Annotated in this window: 13 protein-coding genes; 4 read left to right on the top strand and 9 right to left on the bottom strand. The window is 39.9% G+C overall.

The window, feature by feature from the left end:
* Positions 1 to 489: 489 nt before the first annotated feature.
* Complete coding sequence (locus AC27HL_RS16995; RefSeq protein ID WP_487082243.1) at positions 490 to 1,269, top strand: hypothetical protein; 780 nt, start codon at positions 490 to 492, stop codon at positions 1,267 to 1,269.
* Between the two features lie 84 nt (positions 1,270 to 1,353).
* Here AC27HL_RS16995 and purD read toward each other — a convergent pair whose 3' ends face one another.
* The 6 genes from purD to prmA all read right to left on the bottom strand — a co-directional run bounded on the left by purD (position 1,354) and on the right by prmA (position 7,889).
* Positions 1,354 to 2,640, bottom strand: a complete 1,287-nt coding sequence (gene purD, locus AC27HL_RS16990) for a phosphoribosylamine--glycine ligase (protein WP_487082242.1) — start codon at positions 2,638 to 2,640, stop codon at positions 1,354 to 1,356.
* Between the two features lie 63 nt (positions 2,641 to 2,703).
* On the bottom strand, positions 2,704 to 3,519 hold the full coding sequence (locus tag AC27HL_RS16985; protein WP_487082241.1) for a class I SAM-dependent methyltransferase: 816 nt from the start codon (positions 3,517 to 3,519) through the stop codon (positions 2,704 to 2,706).
* Between the two features lie 218 nt (positions 3,520 to 3,737).
* Positions 3,738 to 5,339 carry a bifunctional phosphoribosylaminoimidazolecarboxamide formyltransferase/IMP cyclohydrolase gene (gene purH, locus AC27HL_RS16980; RefSeq protein WP_487082240.1) on the bottom strand — a complete coding sequence of 534 codons (1,602 nt, stop codon included), beginning with the start codon at positions 5,337 to 5,339 and terminating at the stop codon, positions 3,738 to 3,740.
* A gap of 211 nt (positions 5,340 to 5,550) precedes the next feature.
* Complete coding sequence (gene fis / locus AC27HL_RS16975) at positions 5,551 to 5,838, bottom strand: DNA-binding transcriptional regulator Fis (RefSeq protein ID WP_044832893.1); 288 nt, start codon at positions 5,836 to 5,838, stop codon at positions 5,551 to 5,553.
* A gap of 5 nt (positions 5,839 to 5,843) precedes the next feature.
* Positions 5,844 to 6,821 carry a tRNA dihydrouridine synthase DusB gene (gene dusB, locus AC27HL_RS16970; RefSeq protein ID WP_487082239.1) on the bottom strand — a complete coding sequence of 326 codons (978 nt, stop codon included), beginning with the start codon at positions 6,819 to 6,821 and terminating at the stop codon, positions 5,844 to 5,846.
* 186 nt (positions 6,822 to 7,007) lie between these two features.
* Positions 7,008 to 7,889, bottom strand: coding sequence for a 50S ribosomal protein L11 methyltransferase (prmA, locus tag AC27HL_RS16965; RefSeq protein WP_487082238.1), 882 nt, complete (start codon positions 7,887 to 7,889; stop codon positions 7,008 to 7,010).
* A 204-nt stretch (positions 7,890 to 8,093) separates the two neighbouring features.
* Between prmA and AC27HL_RS16960 the strand changes: the two genes are divergently transcribed.
* From AC27HL_RS16960 to AC27HL_RS16950, 3 genes are all read left to right on the top strand, one after another.
* Positions 8,094 to 8,783 (top strand): substrate-binding periplasmic protein, encoded by a 690-nt coding sequence (locus AC27HL_RS16960; RefSeq protein WP_487082237.1) that lies wholly within the window; start codon positions 8,094 to 8,096, stop codon positions 8,781 to 8,783.
* A gap of 103 nt (positions 8,784 to 8,886) precedes the next feature.
* Entirely contained in the window at positions 8,887 to 9,369 is a 483-nt protein-coding gene (locus AC27HL_RS16955; RefSeq protein ID WP_487082236.1) for a putative 4-hydroxy-4-methyl-2-oxoglutarate aldolase, read from the top strand.
* A gap of 79 nt (positions 9,370 to 9,448) precedes the next feature.
* Positions 9,449 to 10,414, top strand: a complete 966-nt coding sequence (locus tag AC27HL_RS16950) for a precorrin-2 dehydrogenase/sirohydrochlorin ferrochelatase family protein (protein ID WP_487082235.1) — start codon at positions 9,449 to 9,451, stop codon at positions 10,412 to 10,414.
* Between the two features lie 72 nt (positions 10,415 to 10,486).
* Here AC27HL_RS16950 and AC27HL_RS16945 read toward each other — a convergent pair whose 3' ends face one another.
* From AC27HL_RS16945 to AC27HL_RS16935, 3 genes are all read right to left on the bottom strand, one after another.
* Positions 10,487 to 11,191: a hypothetical protein gene (locus tag AC27HL_RS16945; RefSeq protein ID WP_487082234.1), complete on the bottom strand. Its 705-nt coding sequence runs from the start codon at positions 11,189 to 11,191 to the stop codon at positions 10,487 to 10,489.
* A 115-nt stretch (positions 11,192 to 11,306) separates the two neighbouring features.
* Positions 11,307 to 13,130, bottom strand: coding sequence for an alkaline phosphatase family protein (locus tag AC27HL_RS16940; RefSeq protein ID WP_487082233.1), 1,824 nt, complete (start codon positions 13,128 to 13,130; stop codon positions 11,307 to 11,309).
* Between the two features lie 24 nt (positions 13,131 to 13,154).
* Positions 13,155 to 14,738 carry an alkaline phosphatase gene (locus AC27HL_RS16935; protein ID WP_487082232.1) on the bottom strand — a complete coding sequence of 528 codons (1,584 nt, stop codon included), beginning with the start codon at positions 14,736 to 14,738 and terminating at the stop codon, positions 13,155 to 13,157.
* Positions 14,739 to 15,198: the final 460 nt, after the last annotated feature.

Here is a 15,198-nt window from a genome sequence, read left to right as displayed (position 1 = left end):
ACGTTACTTTACTCTCTATCAGAGATAGTAACCGTTAAACATCTCATTCGTGTTTAACGTGTCGCTCTAGGCCTTGCCCGAAGCGAGATGCGCATTCTACGCAACCGTGTTTTAAAGTCAACATTTTTTTGATTTATTTTTAAAGTTTTTCAACTTTCAAAACCAACCGTTTTAAAACGTTAAGTTACCTATTAAAGCCAAAACTTTATGAGATAACTCTTTAAAACCCGCTTCTTGGGTTGCCCCGAAGAAGTGGAGCGCATTTTAGGGATTTTTGCGGCGACGTCAACCGCTAATTTCATTTAATTTACAGAAAAAGGTTTGTTTGCTTTTTATTTGAACTATCAGGCGATTTTACAGACTAAATAGTAGGTCTATTATGTTAATTAATATCAATAGTTCTCTACAATTAGATTCTCATGTACAAAAACACAGGAGATAAAAGTTGTTTTTTACTCTATATTGTTTTGCACATAAGAATAATAAAGCATGAATATTAATAAGTTTATGCAAAGAGCATGGCAAATGAATAAATTAATCATATTGTTAATGCTTGCTGGCATTAATAGTGTAGCCATGGCGAAGGATGTTGCCGATTATAAACAAGAACGTTTAATTGCCAAAATATTAAACCAACAAGTTAAAAAACATAGAAGCATCAAAAGTAGTGTCCACTCCATTCTTTCTCGTTACCCTGAGAAAGTAGACGTAGTTATGAGCGTGGCTTTAGATCGATACCCTGAGAAATATCGCCAAATTATGCTCGGTGCGTTATCAGCTGAGCCGGTACTTGCTTGTGACGTTATTGAAAACGCAATAAAGGCTGATGTCGCCCCTAGTAGTGAGTTAGTTAAAATAGCAATAAAAGCTGAGCCTGCATATGCGCAAGAAATTGTGAATACGGCGCTACAATATAGTCCAACTGAGCTCGAAAGCATTGTTCGAGTAGCGATTAAAACTGAACCGTATGATATGAATAATATCGTCAATAATACCGCCTCCTCTTACCCATCAAAGATTTTAGATATATTAACAGCCGCTATCAGTGCTATTCCGGAACAAGCAACAAGTATCGTAAAAGGGATATTAACCTTGTTTCCTGATGAAGCAGAAACTGTTGTTACCACCGCTGTTATACAAAGTGATGACAGTCACAATAATGCCATTGTAAATGCTGCGATTGATTCTGGCTTTGATAAAGACTCTGCAATAGCTGCGGCAATTGCTGGTGGTGCTAAAAAAGAAACCTTAGCCAAGTTAAATAAATAAGCCTCATTTTTATATTGAAATAACTAGAAAGCCCAGCAAGTATGCTGGGCTTTTTTATAGATAAACTAAAATACTTATTCCCTGTTAACTTTGTTCTCGTTCAATTGCGCGATAGGCAATATCAGTTCTAAACTCTACTCCTGGCCACGATATCTCATTCAGTAATGCATAAGCCGATTTTTGAGCTTGAGTAACGTTTTCGCCCATCGCTGTCGCACAAAGCACTCGGCCGCCGGCAGTAACAATATTTCCATCTTTTTCTGCAGTACCTGCATGGAAGGTTTTGCGATCATCCGCTTTATTAGTTTCCAACCCTGTAATGATATCGCCCTTCGGATAACTTGCTGGGTAACCAGCAGCAGCTAAAACCACCCCAACTGCAGGACGCGGATCAAAATCGATAGTGGCTTGATCTAATTCACCACGACAAGCCATTAAACATAACTCAACAAGATCTGAATTCAAGCGCATCATAATAGGCTGAGTTTCAGGGTCACCAAAACGACAATTGTATTCGATCACTTTCGGTGTGCCTTCCGCATCTATCATTAAACCAGCGTATAAGAAGCCTGTATATGGGGCGCCTTCTTTTGCCATGCCTTCTACAGTTGGCATAATAACTTCATTCATGGCACGTTGATGAATTTCAGCTGTTACTACAGGTGCTGGTGAGTATGCTCCCATGCCGCCAGTATTTGGGCCTTGGTCACCATTGTATGCGCGCTTATGATCTTGGCTGGTGGCAAAAGCCAGAACATTTTTACCGTCAACCATAACGATAAAACTTGCTTCTTCGCCTTCTAGGAACTCTTCAATTACTACACGATGCCCTGCATCGCCAAAAGCATTACCTGCTAACATATCTTTGATAGCATCTTCTGCTTCTTCTAATGTCATCGCAACAATAACACCTTTACCTGCTGCCAGACCATCGGCTTTAACCACAATAGGCGCACCTTGTTCACGAACATAGGTAATTGCAGGCTCAATTTCAGTGAAGTTTTGATAAGCACCTGTTGGAATATTATTGCGTGCTAGGAAGTCTTTAGTAAATGATTTCGAACCTTCAAGTTGAGCAGCCTTTGCACTTGGACCAAAAATCATTAAACCTTCAGCTTGAAAAGCATCAACTACGCCATCAACCAGCGGTTGCTCTGGGCCAACTATAGTTAAAGCAACACTGTTATTTTTAGCAAATTCCACTAACGCTGGAATATCACCAACCGAAATCGCAACATTTTCCAGTTTTGCTTCTGTTGCCGTACCAGCATTTCCTGGAGCCACAAAAACCGTTGTTACTGCATCTGATTGTGCTGCTTTCCATGCAAGTGCATGTTCACGACCACCACTACCAATTACCAAAACATTCATTAACTTAGTTTCCTAATTTATACATGCTGCTATATAGGTACACTATATAGCAGCTAGGTTAGTTTATTTTACAAACTTTAAGGTCATGCGATCGCTTTCGCCAATCGCCATATATTTTGCTTTATCTTGCTCACCTAAACGTAACACTGGTGGTAACGTCCAAACACCTTTCGGATGAACAGCCGTATCTTTCGGGTTAGCATTTATTTCACTAGTTGCTGCCAATGTGAAACCCGCAGCTATCGCTTGTTCGATAGTTTTACTTTGCGAAACATAACCCATGGCTTTTTTCGCATCAACACCAGCCGGTAAACGGTGTTCAACAACACCTAACACACCACCCTTTTTCAATGCTTTGTAAGCATCTTTAAACGCTTGCTCTACACCAGCATCACGCCAGTTATGCAAGTTACGGAAAGTTAGCACTAAATCAGCACTTCCAGCAGGGGCAAGCTCACTAGCCTGACGAGGTACAAAGTTAGTCAACTCTACTTCACTGAAAACCTCATTGCTTGCCAGTTTTTTAACTAATTGCTTTCGTGACTTACTATAGTAATTATCTTCATTTGTATCTGGGTAGTGTGCGCCATACAACTTTCCTTTGCCTTTAACAGCAGGTGCTAAAATCTCGGTGTACCAACCGCCACCCGGCGTAATTTCAACAACCGTCATTGATGGTTCAAAACCAAAGAATTCTAGCGTTTCTTTCGGATGACGAAATTGATCACGCGCTTTATTTTTATCAGATCTATGATCACCGGCAATGGCTTGTTCAAGTTGCCCATGCTGATGTGCAGCTGCTATACCTGAACACAATAATGTTGCAGAGATGATAGAAGCGGTAAAAACTTTTTTGAGTGTTTGAGCTGTTGTATGCATTGTTATCTTCCATTAACTAGTTATTTTTTTAAACGCTAGTTATAGCAGATTTTCTCAAGATGTTCAGCGTTGATAGATTTATCTTATCGACAAAAATTAGCACTTGAACTGATCTGAACATTTCCAAATGTTACACGAGGATGAAACCCGAGTCGTTGCATTTAGGAGGCAAATAAAAGTGCCCGGTATCATTGGGCACTTTAAACCATCACTGTTAATTAGTGACGGAAATGACGCATGCCGGTAAATACCATAGCAATATTGTGCTCATCTGCTGCTGCAATCACTTCTTCATCACGCATAGAACCACCTGGCTGAATAACGGCAGTAATGCCCGCTTCGGCGGCAGCGTCTAAACCGTCACGGAATGGGAAGAAGGCATCAGATGCCATAACCGAACCTGCAACTTCTAAGTTTTCATCAGCGGCTTTGATACCTGCAACTTTCGCTGAATACACGCGACTCATTTGTCCCGCACCAACGCCAATAGTCATGCTATTTTTCACATAAACAATGGCATTTGATTTAACATACTTTGCAACTTTCCAGCAAAATTGTAAATCACGCATTTCTGCTTCTGTAGGTTGGCGCTTAGTAACCACTTTTAAATCGCTCGCGGCAACTTTACCTTGGTCTCTATCTTGTACTAATAAACCGCCATTAACGCGTTTATAGTCTAGACCTGTTGTTTGTGTTGACCATTGACCACATTCTAATAAACGAACGTTTGGCTTAGCGGCGACAATTTGTGCAGCTGCGTCAGAAATGCTTGGTGCGATAATCACTTCAACAAATTGGCGAGAAACAATGGCTTCAGCAGTATCGGCATCTAGTTCACGGTTAAAGGCAATAATGCCACCAAATGCTGATGTTGGGTCAGTTTTAAAAGCTTGCTCATAAGCAGATAAAATATTATCGCCAATTGCTACACCACATGGGTTAGCATGCTTAACAATAACACATGCGGCTTCATCAAATTCTTTTACACACTCTAAAGCGGCATCAGTATCAGCAATATTGTTATATGAAAGCGCTTTACCTTGAATTTGCGTCGCCGTTGAAACAGAAGCTTCTTCAGGGTTTTCTTCTACATAAAATGCTGCATCTTGATGTGAATTTTCACCATAACGTAAATCTTGCTTTTTGATAAATTGGCTATTTACTGTGCGTGGAAACTTATTTTTTACGTCAAAGTTTACTTCACTTGCTTCACTGCCATGGGCAGATAACATTTTTCCAAAGTAGTTAGCGATCATACCGTCGTAGCTTGCCGTATGCTCATAAGCAGCAATCGCAAGATCAAAACGAGTATTAAATGTTAGTGAGTCGCTATTAGCATCCATTTCAGCTAACACACGGCCGTAATCTTTAGCATTAACAACAATAGTCACATCTCTGTGGTTTTTTGCTGCTGCGCGCACCATAGTTGGACCACCAATATCGATGTTTTCTACCGCATCTTCTAAGCTACAGCCTTCCTTAGCAACAGTATTTGCAAATGGATATAGGTTGACAACCACCATATCAATCGCGCTGATATTGTTTTCGTTCATCACGGCTTCATCAACACCGCGACGCGCTAAGATACCGCCATGAATTTTTGGATGAAGTGTTTTTACACGCCCGTCCATAATTTCAGGATGACCTGTATATTCTGACGCTTCAATAACTTTAATACCGTTTTCAGCAAGTAATTTTGCGGTACCGCCAGTTGATAAAATTTCGACATTTTTCTCAGCTAAGCGTTGAGCAAACTCTACAATTCCAGTTTTATCTGAAACACTTAGTAGTGCACGTTTGATTGGGCGTGGTGTATCCATGGTTTTTCTAATTACCTATAATTAAAATGATTGTCTGGCCTATGACACATGTCCGTGGCGGTGAGCTATGCTCGATATCGCTTCCGTTATCTTTAAATATGCGACATTTCTATTAAGCTGAAAGTTGACTATTTGGATAACTTTTACAGTCCTAATAACAAAAAAGCACCCTAGGGTGCTTTTTAAATGACAGGTTAACCTGTCGTAAATCTTAGTTCATACCGTATTTTTTTAACTTTTTACGTAAAGTACCACGGTTGATGCCTAACAAGTTAGCTGCGCGGGTTTGGTTGCCACGAGTATATTGCATGACTTCTTCAAGCATTGGCGCTTCAATTTCTGAAAGCACAAGGTCGTACATATCATCAACGTCATTACCGTTTAACTGAGACAAGTAGTTTTTAATAGCTACTTTTGCTTGTGTGCGTAAAGGCGATGCCTTTGTCTGAGTTTGTAGGTCACCAGTAATAAATGGAGAGGAAATATTTTGTTCAAACATAAAGTTCAGACTCTTTCTAAAGTTAAATTATCAAAATACATAGTTAATGCGTCGAGTTGCTCTGAAACAGACTCTAGTGCATTAAAAATAGAACGAAACGATTTTCCTTGTTCATGCGTTTGCATATACCAAGAAACATGTTTACGGGCAAAACGTACACCCATAAAGTCACCGTAAAAATTGTGTAAATCCTTTACATGACCAATTAATATTGAACGCACTTCATCCATTGAAGGCGCAGGCAAATGCCTACCTGTTTTCAAGAAATGATTAATTTCCCGAAAAATCCAAGGTTTCCCTTGGGCACCACGGCCAACCATAATGGCATCTGCCCCAGTGTAATTTAGTACTTGTTCAGCTTTCTCTGCACAAGTGATATCGCCATTTGCAACAACCGGAATACTCACCGCTTTTTTAATGGCTTTAATAGTATCGTACTCTGCATCACCTTTATAAAAGTCATTGCGGGTACGCCCATGTACAGCCAAGGATTGAATACCGTTATATTGTGCTATTTGAGCAATTTCGACACCGTTGCGAGTGCTTTCACACCAGCCAGTTCGAATTTTCAACGTTACCGGAATATTCACGGCTTCAACAACAGATTTAACAATCTGTTCAACTAATGCCGGCTCTTTTAGTAACGCTGAACCTGCCAATTTCTTGTTTACCTTTTTCGCAGGACACCCCATATTAATATCAATAATTTGGGCACCATTATCTGCATTGAACTGAGCAGCAAAAGCTAATTCTTCAGGATCCGAACCAGCAATTTGTACTGACCGAATTCCCGCTTCCTCGCTATGCACCATACGTCGTTGAGATTTTCCTGTATTCCATACTTTCGGGTTTGAAGACATCATTTCTGATACTGCTAACCCTGCCCCCATTTGACAACATAATTGCCTAAATGGTTGATCGGTAATTCCCGCCATGGGCGCAAGCATAGTATTACTTGCTAATGTATATGGACCTATTCTCACGTTGGTGTTTTTTTGAGCTACCTGTCAAAAGGGCGCACAGTTTACGTGTTTTTTTTCAGATTGAAAAGGATATAAATTGAACAAAAAGCGCTTTTTTTCACGTTTTTTATATTGACATTTTATAAATGGTTAATGTGAGCAGTTTTCGTACAATCTAGTAACAAAAGCTGCTCATTTTTTGCGTGCTTAGCGACGAATACCAGATAGACGCACCCATTCATCTTTTACGGTTACTGGGTCCATAACACAATACTGACCATAAATTTCTTGTAATTGCTGTGCTTGCTCTTCTAAAACACCAGAAAGCGCCAACAAACCTTTATCGCCAACATACTCAAGAATCACCGGCGCAAGTTCGCGCAATGGCCCAGCTAAAATATTAGCGACAACGATATCTGCTTTAAACTCAGGTTGATCTTTAGGCAAAAATAATTCTAAACGATCTTCACAATGATTACGTTTGGCGTTTTCTAAACTTGCTTGTAAAGCTTGGGGGTCAATATCGATACCAATGACTTTCTTGGCCCCTAACTTTAAGGCGGCAAGAGATAAAATGCCGGAGCCGCAGCCAAAGTCGACCACAGTTTTACCTGTTAGATCTAGGCTATCAAGCCAAGTTAAGCATAATGCAGTTGTTGGGTGCGTTCCGGTACCAAACGCTAAACCTGGGTCTAACATCACATTTACCGCATCTGGCTCTGGCACTTCACGCCAGCTTGGGCAAATCCATAGGCGCTGGCCAAATTTCATTGGGTGAAAGTTATCCATCCATTCCCGTTCCCAATCTTTATCTTCAAGCTGTTCAAGCTTGTATGACATATTTTCTTTATCTGGATGAATGCTTTTTAAATAATTTAAAACTTTATCCATATCATGACTTGCATCATACAAGCCCATTACGACGGTGTTATGCCAGTAAATAACTTCATCACCCGGCAAAGGTTCATATATTGGCGTATCTTTAGCATCAATAAAGGTGACAGCTTGGGCACCACAAGCACTTAACCAATCACTATATTTTTCTGCTGTTTCTTCATCAGCACTTAATCTTAGCTGTATCCAAGGCATGACTTTTCTCGTTACAAATTTTTCGCATAGTTTAGCACCCAACGACGCGACAACATACCCTATTGGTCATATACTAAAATAAAAGGTGCCTTAGAATCCTAATAACAATAACCGAAAACCGTATGCTTTAATGCGACTTTATAAGGTTCTAATAATATGCTGAAAATAACCTTACTTTTTTTATGCTGCATATCAGCAACATGTTTGTCACAACAGTTCCAAATTGTTAGTGAAGAAATCCCACCTCTACAAATGCTCGATAACAATAATCAACCTAGTGGTGCTATGGTCGAAATAGTACAAGCTATGCTTAAAAAAGCGCAGCTTAGTTCTGAGATAAAATTTTACCCCTGGGCACGCAGTTATCAATTGGCGTTAAGTAAGAAAAACACCATTATATTTTCATTATTTAGAGATAAAAAAAGAGAAAAAAAATTTCAATGGATAGGTAAGCTTTATACGCTAAAGTCTTATTTAGCAACACTTAAGTCAAAGCCAGAAATTAATATCAATAGCTTAACTGATGCCAAAAAATATAGCATTGGCACAATTCGCAGCGACCTCGCAGAAAGTTATCTACGAGAGCATAGCTTTAAAAATAACGACAACTTAATTATCAGTAGCAAATACGACGTACTTTGGGAGCTTTTGTATAGTGGCCGTATTGATGCCGCTTTTACCAATGATAAAGTTTGGCGCTACGAAATAGCAGCCATAGGGCTTGACCCAAATGAAATCAAGCTCAACTATCAAGTACCAAATTTTGCTAACGACCTTTATATCGCAGCAAGTTTACAAACCGACGCCAGCATTGTTCACGCGTTAAAAAATGCCCTTAGAGAAATGAAAAAAGATGGCAGTTACCAAAAAATATTGAAGCAATGGCAAATGTAGGTCATCACCAACTATTATATTCAACATCATACCAATTGAGAAAAATAAGCTATTGATATTTGCTAAAGTGGTAACATCTTTAAATGTTCTAGGTAAAACACTAATGCTAGATTTACTTCCCGACCTATTTGACAGCCATAGGCAAAAGTTAACACTTGCCGCCCCTATTTTTAATGACTATGGCGGTAATCGTATTTTTTATGGTGAAATAGTTACAGTGCATTGTTGGAATGACAATTCAAAAGTCAAAGAACTAGTTACCCAAAATGGTGATGGCAAAGTGATGGTAGTTGATGGTAACGCAAGTATGACAAATGCCTTACTTGGCGACATGCTGGCAGAGCAAGCAGTAAAAAATGGTTGGCAAGGCATAGTTATTAATGGCTGTATTCGTGACGCGGGGACAATTGGCACACTACCTATTGGTGTAAAAGCTTTGGCTTGTTGCCCAATAAAAACTGAAAAGCTCGGACAAGGTGAAATTAACACCAGAGTAAACTTTGCAGCACTAAGTTTTAATCCAGGTCAATATATTTATGGCGATAGTAATGGCTTAGCGGTCAGTAAAGATCTATTATCCTTTTAATAACCTCAGCCTTTATACAATTAACTTTGCCAAAGTAATATAGTTTTATAAAGCAAAACTAACGTTAGAGAACAATAACATGAAGTATTTTCCTATTTATTTAGATGCCAAGCATATAAACGCCATGATAATTGGCGGTGGCGAAGTTGCGGCTCGGAAAATAGAGTTATTATTAAAATCTACGAATAACATCACAGTTATGTCAGAAACACTTAACAGTAGTGTTGAGCGCCTTGTTAATGTTCATCAACTTACATGGCTAAAGCACAATTACCAGCCAGGTCATTTAGAGCAAGTGAATATTGTTATTGCCGCCACTGACAGTAGCGACGTAAACAGTGCGGTTGCACAAGAAAGCGCACGCTTAAAACTATTGACTAATGTTGTAGATCAACCTGAATTATGTAGTTACATCACACCGGCCATTATTGACAGAAGCCCAATGATAATTGCTATGTCTAGCTCTGGCAGTGCGCCGATATTATTACGGATGTTACGAGAACAAATAGAAAAAACCTTACCTAATGGTTATGGAAAGTTAGCCGATTTTTCATTTAAATTTCGCGATCATGTAAAAGCAAGAGTTAAAAGTATGCGAGATCGTCGAACATTTTGGGAGCGCACGTTACGAGGCAGCATTGGTCAAGCTATTTTGGACGGCAATACAACACGCGCTGAACAGCAACTGATTAGCAGTTTACAAAATCAAACGACACCACCAAGTGGTGAAATTGTTTTTATTCACAGCGCAGATGGCAACCCTGACAATTTAACTTTAAAAGCTCACCGTGAAATGCAGTTTGCTGATGCTGTTTTTTATGATCAAAACATTAACCTTGACCTAATAGAGTATGTCCGTAGAGATGCCAGTAAATACCCTCAAGAAATAGCATCAAGTATATTAATTAATGTTCAGCATGCTTTAGAGTTAGCAGAGCAAGGAGAAAAAGTTATTTACTTACTCTCTGGAAATATTGAAATTCCCAGTAATGCCACACTCAACCAAAGCAATGTCATAAAAAAACATATATATAGTGGTTACTAAAACCACAAACAATTAAACGTAAAAAACACAGTATCATACTGTGTTTTTTTCATTTGCTTAACTTATATACAGTTAATGTTGATGTTCATCATCTGTGACATCTTGTGTTGGCATAAAACCTTGGTGGATCATTTTTGCTAAAAATGGATTTGACTCATTATCACCAATATCTGCATAGTCGGTACTACTATAATTCATATATTGTGCAAACAAATCCGCTGAGCGAGCACTATTTACTTCAAAAGACATTAACTTCCATTGTTTAGCTAGCTTACGCGTTTTTACTTCAAAGTGGCTCACAAGTGCAAGTTCTGGCATCCATGTTAATTGATATTCATTTTCGCCAGCATTTAATTGGTAATATTCTTTTAACTGACAACCATCACCAGCTTTTGAAATTAGCGTCATTTTCTTAATTTCAGGCGTGGGTAGTAATTGATTGATGCTTTGCCAACTTGGCTTTTGGCTTAGTTCATTTGGCTGATATTCGATAGCATGTTGGTATTGTTCAAAAACTCGCACCAGCGAAATACGCTTATTTGCCATTTTCGACCATATATGGCTAATACCCGTATTTTCAAAGCGCTGAAGTACGCTATTGCCTTTGCGATGAAGTTCAATCTTTATTGGCGTATCACTTTGTTTGAATGATGTTTTAATCAATTTATCGTTTTCTATTACCTGATACTGGGCACTGATCGAGTCAACGGCGAGTTGGCACTCTTGCGCAAAAATATTGAAGGAAAAAAGTGAAAACAAAACCATAACAACTTTCATAATTACTAACCTAACCATTATTCTCATTTAAGCTGTAACACCGATGACGATGTTACAGTTTTCATAAACATCAATGTCGCAATCATTACTGTTGCGACATTTCGTTTCCAGCAAACTACTTTAATACTGATTCTGCTTGATTAACTAAATCAGCAGCATAATTCATTACATGGAATATAATGCTTTGCTCATTAGTGCCAGTCACTAAATGAGAACCAGGCCCCATAGCATAAATGCCAACATCTTCACCGGCATGAGTTTCAGAGCTTCGTGGCACTAAAGCTTCCTGATGAAAACCTGCCGCAGTGGTATCAACGCTGGTTAAATCTACACGTCCCGTTACAGCATCACCGGTATAGCCTTCATCGGCATTAGTTTCAGTACCCAAATCACGGAAACCTTTACCATTGGTGTAGCCCAATGTGGTGTATGGCATGCCATCACTCGCTAAACTTGGCTCTGTTTTACCTACACGCACCACTTTCCCTAAAATAGGATTACCGCGCTTAGGATAGCCGGCCATGGTAAATACATGACTATGATCCGCTGTTACTATTATCAAGGTTTCTTCTGGATTAGTTGAATTTACCGCAGCTTGCACAGCATCGGCAAATGCAATAGCATCGGTCAACGCACCATGTGCACTGCCAGCGTGATGTCCGTGGTCAATACGGCCAGCTTCTACCATTAAGAAGTAACCTTTTTCATTATTGTCGAGGACATCAATCGCTTTACTGGTCATTTCACTTAATGACGGCTCACCTAAAATGTCATTTTCGCGATCAGCTTCATACTGCATATGCGATTCGTTAAATAAACCAAATACTCGCTCGGTAACATCAGCATCAATTGCATTAAAACCTGCTTGATCAATAACGTAATTACCCGCTGGGTATTGTGCTTTCCACTCTGCTGTTAAATCTCGACCATCGGTGCGATCACCTTCAACGGTACTAACGGCATCAGCTGAATTAAAGGCAGCATCTTTTGGTAAAAAGTGGCGGCGACCACCACCAAGCACCACTTCAATACCATCAACGTCTAGTCCGCTATAGCGGCTTTCTAAGTCACTTTCAAAGCTGATCAATTGTGACGCAATATCAACACAACCATTGGTTACTGCATCTGCGGGCATATCTGAAATATCTTCCCAATTTCGGTCTGCCGACTTTGCATAAGTAGCTGCCGGCGTTGCATGGGTAATTCTCGCCGTGGAAATAACCCCTGTAGACTTGCCGGCAATTTCTGCTAATTCGAGCGCCGTAACTAGTTCATTACCTGAAACCGTACTACAGTTACCACGTTCAATGGCTTGTGTAACACCTATAACGCCAACGTCAGTTTTCACACCAGACATCATTGCTGTCATAGTTCCCGCAGAGTCAGGTGTTTGAGCATCAACATTGTAGGTTTTCGCAAAACCAGAAAATGGAAATTTATCAAAGCTTAATTGATGTTCCTCTCCCATTTTACCTAACTGCTGACCAGCAAGAATTCTCGCTGCAGTGACGGTTGATAACCCCATACCATCTCCAACAAATAAAATAACGTTTTTTGCTTTACCTTGACTTGTGGCAATTGTCTGACGGTTCACTTTTGCCTGTGCTAATACTTGTTGCCCTTGCTCATACCAAGCATTATTAGTCGTTGCATCTAAGGCTGAGCCTTGCACTTGCGCAACCGCTGGCGAACAAACATATTCGGTTGCATCAATTTCACCGTTATCAAGAACACCAGAATTGTCATCGTCAATACCAGAGTCAATCTGTATGCCGCCGTTTAAACATTGCTCATGGCCAACCGTCAACATGGTTTGACTTATTAAACTATTTAAACCGTTTACACCATTTGTACCGTTACTACCATCTTTGCCATCATCACCATCACATCCAGCTAGTGCTGTCAAAACGGCTAAGGATAAAATTTTTAAAGTTTTCATTGTGAATTCCTAGAAAGTGACAAATTAATTAGCAATTAAGCCAAGAGATTGATTAATAATATGAAAAACTACACTTTGCTCGATAACACCTTGCGCCAAGTGAGCACCTGGCCCTGTTGCATGCAGGCTGATATCTTCACCAGCATGTGTTTCTGAACTTAATGGAACGGTAGCTTCTTGGTGAAAACCAGTTGCAGTAGTGTCAACAGCAGTTAAGTCTTGTCGACCAGCAACTGAGTCGTCACCATAGGTGGCATCTGCATTGGTTTCATTGGCAAGGTTTCTAAAACCTCGGCCGTTGGTATAGCCCACTGTTGTATAAGGCATGCCGTCAGCCGCCAAAGTTGGCTCAGTGTCACCAACGTTAACAACTTTTCCTAAAATTGGGTTACCACGTTTTGGGTAGCCGGCAATGGTAAATACATGGCTATGATCAGCTGTCACCAAAATCAATGTTTCTTCTGGATCAGTGTTTGCCACTGCCGCTTTTACGGCATTAGCAAATTCGATGGTATCGGTAAGTGCATTGTAAGCCGACCCGGCATGATGGCCATGATCAATGCGGCCAGACTCAACAACAAGTAAAAAACCTTTGTCGTTATTGTCAAGAATATCAATCGCTTTACTGGTTAACTCAGTTAATGACGGTTCGCCGGCAATATCATTTTCACGATCTGCTTCATATTGCATATGTGATTCATTGAATAAGCCAAAAACACGCTCAGTTGCGTTGGCATCGATGGCATCAAAACCTGCTTGGTCGATGATATATTGGCCATTTTCATATTGCTCTTGCCACTTTGCTGTTAGATCAACACCATCTGTGCGATCGCCTTCAATTTCACTTGCGGCATCAGCACTGTTAAAGCTGGCATCTTTTGGCAAAAAATGACGACGACCACCACCGAATGCAACTTCAATACCATCAACATCCACTCCGGGAAAACGCTGCTCTAAATTCTTTTCAAAATGCACAAGCTGACTGGCAATATCAACACAACCAGCGGTAACAGCAGCTTTTGGCATATCAGATACATCTTCCCAATTGCGGTCAGCAGATTTTGCATAAGTTGCAGCTGGCGTTGCATGGGTTATACGTGCAGTTGATATAATCCCTGTCGACAATCCTTTTATTTCCGCAGCTTCAATTGCAGTTACCAGCTCATTACCTGCAACCGTTGTACAGTCGCCACGCACAATATCTTCATCAACTCCAATAACACCAACATCCGTTTTTATTCCTGAGATCATTGCAGTCATAGTGCCAGCTGAATCGGGAGTTTGCGCATCAACATTGTAGGTTTTTACTTGTGCAGAATAAGCAAACTCTTCAAAACTTAAATAGCCTTCTTCGCCAGATTTACCTCGTGTTTGGCCATCAAGAATACGTGCAGCTGTTAAGGTCGAAATCCCCATGCCGTCACCAACAAATAAGATGACATTTTTTGCTTTATTACGTGTAACTAGTGACTTTTTCGCAGCAATTGCTTGTTCACCGTCAGTAAACCACGAATTCTCTTTTTGTACATTTGGTAATACCCCAGCAATCGCAACGCTAGAGAGTAAGAATGATGACAAAGCTGAAAGTGAAACCCATTTCGAGTTCATAATGCTTCCTTTGGTGTTATTTTTAAGTAAATGTGTGTATTGCTAATGCATCAGCATTAGCACCACCAGCAGACTAGTCAGTTAAGGTGACAGTAAGATAAAAGAAACATGACGGAAAAATGAAAACTTTATAACAAAAAGGTTACGTAAGACTATTCAGGGTAGTTGGTAGGAACTGTCATTTTCGATAGTATAAAGATTAAAATACTGAACAATAATAATAGTTAAGCGCTTACGGTATTAGAGGACGCATATAAGAATTTAGCTATACCTATGCCAACAAGCTCATAATCACTAGCAATAAAAAAACACTTACAATGTGTACTTGATGGGATATTAGACTTGCCGTCGATGTTTCGGTGTCGCTGTGCATAAAAGACTCCAAGCAAAAGTTAATGCGGTAATACAGCAATAGAGTCAGTAATTGCACAATAAGTTCAGTACTTTACGCATCTTTACA

This window comes from Colwellia aquaemaris (assembly GCF_057548755.1).
The sequence above is the reverse complement of the archived record's forward strand: the minus strand, read 5'-3'. Positions and strand labels throughout refer to the sequence as shown.

Coding starts and splice junctions, on each gene's coding strand:
- AC27HL_RS16995 (WP_487082243.1), top strand. CDS start 490: ATGAATATTAATAAGTTTATGCAAAGAGCATGGCAAATGAATAAATTA.
- purD (WP_487082242.1), bottom strand. CDS start 2,640: ATGAATGTTTTGGTAATTGGTAGTGGTGGTCGTGAACATGCACTTGCA.
- AC27HL_RS16985 (WP_487082241.1), bottom strand. CDS start 3,519: ATGCATACAACAGCTCAAACACTCAAAAAAGTTTTTACCGCTTCTATC.
- purH (WP_487082240.1), bottom strand. CDS start 5,339: ATGGATACACCACGCCCAATCAAACGTGCACTACTAAGTGTTTCAGAT.
- fis (WP_044832893.1), bottom strand. CDS start 5,838: ATGTTTGAACAAAATATTTCCTCTCCATTTATTACTGGTGACCTACAA.
- prmA (WP_487082238.1), bottom strand. CDS start 7,889: ATGCCTTGGATACAGCTAAGATTAAGTGCTGATGAAGAAACAGCAGAA.
- AC27HL_RS16955 (WP_487082236.1), top strand. CDS start 8,887: ATGCTAGATTTACTTCCCGACCTATTTGACAGCCATAGGCAAAAGTTA.
- AC27HL_RS16950 (WP_487082235.1), top strand. CDS start 9,449: ATGAAGTATTTTCCTATTTATTTAGATGCCAAGCATATAAACGCCATG.
- AC27HL_RS16945 (WP_487082234.1), bottom strand. CDS start 11,191: ATGAAAGTTGTTATGGTTTTGTTTTCACTTTTTTCCTTCAATATTTTT.
- AC27HL_RS16940 (WP_487082233.1), bottom strand. CDS start 13,130: ATGAAAACTTTAAAAATTTTATCCTTAGCCGTTTTGACAGCACTAGCT.
- AC27HL_RS16935 (WP_487082232.1), bottom strand. CDS start 14,738: ATGAACTCGAAATGGGTTTCACTTTCAGCTTTGTCATCATTCTTACTC.